At 68.4% G+C, this 4,030-nt stretch carries 5 protein-coding genes; 4 read left to right on the top strand and 1 reads right to left on the bottom strand.

The features are described 5' to 3' along the window. The 4 genes from VNS22_RS00180 to VNS22_RS00165 all read left to right on the top strand — a co-directional run. A partial coding sequence (locus VNS22_RS00180) for an electron transfer flavoprotein subunit beta/FixA family protein (RefSeq protein ID WP_325728538.1) occupies window positions 1–736 on the top strand: 736 nt, incomplete at its 5' end. Further along, a complete protein-coding gene (locus VNS22_RS00175) occupies window positions 736–1,677 on the top strand; it encodes an electron transfer flavoprotein subunit alpha/FixB family protein (RefSeq protein WP_325728537.1) in 942 nt (313 codons plus the stop codon). The genes VNS22_RS00180 and VNS22_RS00175, both read left to right, overlap by 1 nt. A 29-nt stretch (window positions 1,678–1,706) precedes the next feature. Next, window positions 1,707–2,612: a 3-hydroxybutyryl-CoA dehydrogenase gene (locus VNS22_RS00170; protein WP_325728536.1), complete on the top strand. Its 906-nt coding sequence runs from the start codon at window positions 1,707–1,709 to the stop codon at window positions 2,610–2,612. Window positions 2,613–2,687: 75 nt separating this feature from the next. Next, a complete protein-coding gene (locus VNS22_RS00165) occupies window positions 2,688–3,464 on the top strand; it encodes an EipB family protein (protein ID WP_325728535.1) in 777 nt (258 codons plus the stop codon). A gap of 60 nt (window positions 3,465–3,524) precedes the next feature. Here the strand turns inward: VNS22_RS00165 and VNS22_RS00160 are convergent. Further along, window positions 3,525–4,030: O-antigen ligase family protein (locus VNS22_RS00160; protein ID WP_325728534.1), on the bottom strand; the 506-nt coding region annotated here is incomplete at its 5' end.

Here is a 4,030-nt window from a genome sequence, read left to right as displayed (position 1 = left end):
GCCCGTCAAGCGGGTGGTCGATTACAACGTCAAGATCAGGGTCAAGGCGGACCGGTCCGGCGTCGACATCGCGAACGTGAAGATGTCGATGAACCCGTTCGACGAGATCGCCTGCGAGCAGGCGATCCGCCTGAAGGAAGCCGGTGTCGCGACCGAGATCGTCGCCGTGTCGGCTGGCGAGCCGAAGGCACAGGAAACCTTGCGCACCGCTCTCGCCATGGGCGCCGACCGGGCCATCCTGATCGAGAGCGCCGATGAGCTGCAGCCGCTCGCGGTAGCCAAGCTCCTGGCGGCGATCGTGAAGAAGGAGGATCCCCAGCTCGTCCTGATGGGCAAGCAGGCGATCGACGACGACAGCAACCAGACCGGCCAGATGCTGGCGGCCCTCCTGGGCTGGCCGCAGGCGACCTTCGTCAGCCGGCTGACGGTGGCGGACGGCCGGGCCGAGGCCGGGCGCGAGGTCGACGAGGGCATCCAGACGATCGCGGTGAAGCTGCCGGCCGTCTTGACCGTGGACCTCCGGCTGAACGAGCCGCGCTACGCTTCCCTGCCCAACATCATGAAGGCCAAGAAGAAGCCGCTCGACGTGATCAAGCCCGCCGATCTCGGCGTCGATGTCGCCCCGCGCCTCCAGTACGTGCAGGTCGAGGAGCCGTCCGCCCGCAAGGCCGGGGTCAAGGTCGGCTCGGTGCAGGAGCTGGTGCAGAAGCTGAAGACGGAAGCGGGAGTCCTCTGATGAGCGTGCTGGTCGTGGCCGAACTCGACGGCGGCGCCGTCGCCAAGGCTTCCCTGGCGGCGATCACCGCTGCCGGTCAGCTCGGCGGCGATGTCGACCTGCTCGTCATGGGCTCGGGCGTGGATGGCGCCGCCGCCGGCAAGGTGGCGGGCGTGCGCAAGGTGCTGGTCGCCGATGCGGCCCATCTGGCGCACCCCTCGGCCGAGGACGCGGCGACGCTGCTCGTCCAGCTCGCCCCCGCCTATGATCATCTGGTCGCCGCCTCCACGAGCTTCGGCAAGAACGTGATGCCGCGCGCTGCGGCGCTGCTCGACATCGCCCAGGTGAGCGACGTGATCGAGGTGCTGGGGCCGGACCGGTTCAAGCGCTTCATCTATGCGGGCAATGCGCTGGCGACCGTGGTCAGCACCGACGCCAAGCGGGTCCTGACCATCCGGCCCACCGCCTTCGCACCGGCCGCCGCCGAGGGCGGCTCGGCCAGCGTCGAGCCGGTCGACCTGCCGGCACCCAGCGACCTTTCCAGCTTCGTCGGCCAGGAGGTCAGCCAGAGCGAGCGGCCGGAGCTCACCTCCGCACGGGTCGTCGTCTCCGGCGGGCGCGGCATGGGCTCGGGCGAGAACTTCAAGCTCCTGGACGAGCTGGCGGACGTGCTGGGCGCGGCGGTTGGTGCCAGCCGCGCCGCGGTCGATGCCGGCTTCGTGCCGAACGACTTCCAGGTCGGGCAGACCGGCAAGATCGTGGCGCCCGACCTGTATGTCGCCGTCGGCATCTCCGGCGCCATCCAGCATCTGGCCGGCATGAAGGATTCCAAGGTCATCGTCGCGATCAACAAGGACGAGGAGGCGCCGATGTTCCAGGTCGCCGACTACGGCCTGGTGGGCGACCTGTTCAAGCTGATCCCCGAGCTCACCCAAGAACTGAAGCGAGCCAAATCATCCTGACCTCCCGACGCAACCGGAGCCTCCAGCCGATGACCGAGCCCGCGCAGCTTCCTCCGCTCCCGGAGATCGCCACGATCGGCGTGGTCGGCGCCGGCCAGATGGGCAGCGGCATCGCCCAGGTAGCGGCGCTGGCCGGCTACCGGGTGAAGCTGGTCGACAACAATCCCGAGCAGCTCGCCGCCGCGATGAGCAAGATCGCGATGGGACTCGACCGGCAGATCAGGAAGGGCCATCTGGACGAGGTGGCCAGGGTGGCCGCCATGGACCGCATCACCGCGTCCGGCGCACTGGAGGACCTCGCCGACTGCGAGCTGGTGGTCGAGGCGGCTACTGAGAACGAGCAGGTCAAGAAGGCGATCTTCAAGGAACTGCTCGTTCATCTGCGCCATGACGCGATCATCGCGTCCAACACCAGCTCGATCCCGATCACCCGGCTGGCGGCGGCGACCGATCGGCCGGAACGCTTCATCGGCATGCACTTCATGAACCCGGTGCCGGCCATGAAGCTGATCGAGGTGATCCGCGGGATCGCGACCGAGGAGGACACCTACCTCGCAATCCGGGCGGTGACGGAGCGGCTGGGCAAGACCCCGGTGACGGCCGAGGACTTTCCCGCCTTCATCGTCAACCGCATCCTCCTGCCGATGATCAACGAGGCGGTCTACACGCTCTACGAGGGTGTGGGGAATGTCGAGAGCATCGACACGGCGATGCGCCTGGGCGCCAACCACCCGATGGGTCCGCTGGAGCTCGCGGACTTCATCGGCCTCGATACCTGTCTGGCGGTCATGCAGGTCCTCTACGAGGGGCTGGCCGACAGCAAGTACCGGCCTTGCCCGCTGCTCGTGAAATATGTCGAGGCCGGCTGGCTCGGCCGCAAGGTCAAGCGCGGCTTCTACGACTATCGCGGCGAGCAGCCGGTTCCGACCCGTTGACGCGTCCGGCCGTGGCATGGCGAAATGCCCTGCCGCGGCCGGCCGCCGTGAGGACCTGGTGAGGAAGGAAGCGCGGTGGCAACACGGAACGGGCTGTTCTGGGCGTTCCTCGGGCTCCTTTGCCTGCCGGCGACGGCACAGGCGTTGGAACTCGCCTCGCATCGCGCCGCCTATCGGCTGAGCTTGGCGGAAGGCGGGGACGGTGCGGTGACCTCCGTCCGCGGCGGCCTGGTCATGGAATGGAAGAAGGCCTGCGACGGCTGGACGAGCAGCCAGCGCCTGGCCTTTCAGGCCGGACAGGCCGAGGGGCCGCCCTTCTCCTATGATGTCCGCTTCTCCTCCTGGGAGTCTGACACCGACGACCGGCTGCATTTCTCCATGCGCTCCTTCGACAACGGCAAGCCGGCCGAGGAGTTCAGGGGCGAGGCATCCCTGCCGGAAAGCGGCGGCGACGGGCGGGCGGAGTTCACCGTCCCGGCAGGCAAGTCGGTGGCCCTGCCTGCCGGCACCCTGTTCCCGACCAGGCACATCAAGACGCTGATCGCGGCCGCGGAGCGGGGCGAGAGCTTCGTGTCCGTGCCGGTGTTCGATGGCAGCGGCCTGGATGCGCTCAGCAACGTCAGCGCGGTGATCGGCCGGAACTGGCCGGGCGAGGCCGGACGGCCCGCCGCCTGGACCATGATCCTCGCCTATCACAAGCTCACCGACCGTTCCGAGGAGCCGGAGTTCCAGCTCAGCTTCCGCCTGCGCGCGGATGGCGTCACCGACGACATCACGCTGGATTACGGCCAGTTCGTGCTGCATGGCACGCTGGACGAGCTGGAGCAGCTGCCGGCCCCGGCCTGCGAGTAGCTCTACCCGAGGATTTTCCAGCGCCCCCGTTGCCAGGGCAACAGAGGCGCCATGGCCGGGTCAGGAGGGGGCGGCTTCCAGTTCCTCGCGTACGCTCGGACGGCCGCTCGCGGCCTGACGGGCTCGGCTCGACCGGCGGCGTGCGGATGGTGCCGCCTGGGCGCAGCCGATCGCCAGGATCCCCGCATAGAACATCGCGATCGCCGGCATCTGGATCGAGAAGTCGACCAGGGCATGCAGCCCAACCAGCAGGGTCGCCCCCACGGCCGCCAGCGTGAACACCCGATCGCGCCGCCGCCGGAACAGGCCACGTAGGCAGACGCCGAACAGGATGGCCATCGCACCGTAGAGCAGGATGGTGGCCGGGATGCCGATCTCCAGGAGATGCTCGACATAAGTGTTGTGCGCGAGATCGTAGATCAGATGGAAGCGCTCGTCATTGTGCGCCTGGAACACCGCCTGGAACGAGCCCAGGCCGTGGCCCAGCCAGGGCCGGTCCGCAATCAGGCCGAACGAGATGATCCAGGCGGCGAGCCGGCCGGCACCCCCCTGGTCGAACTGCATGT

Source organism: Geminicoccus sp. (assembly GCF_035556675.1).
Lineage (GTDB): Bacteria > Pseudomonadota > Alphaproteobacteria > Geminicoccales > Geminicoccaceae > Geminicoccus.
The sequence above is the reverse complement of the archived record's forward strand: the minus strand, read 5'-3'. Positions and strand labels throughout refer to the sequence as shown.

Bases quoted from the DNA above. Each gene is read 5' to 3' on its own strand.
- VNS22_RS00170 (WP_325728536.1), top strand. From the start codon at position 1,707: ATGACCGAGCCCGCGCAGCTTCCTCCGCTCCCGGAGATCGCCACGATC.
- VNS22_RS00175 (WP_325728537.1), top strand. From the start codon at position 736: ATGAGCGTGCTGGTCGTGGCCGAACTCGACGGCGGCGCCGTCGCCAAG.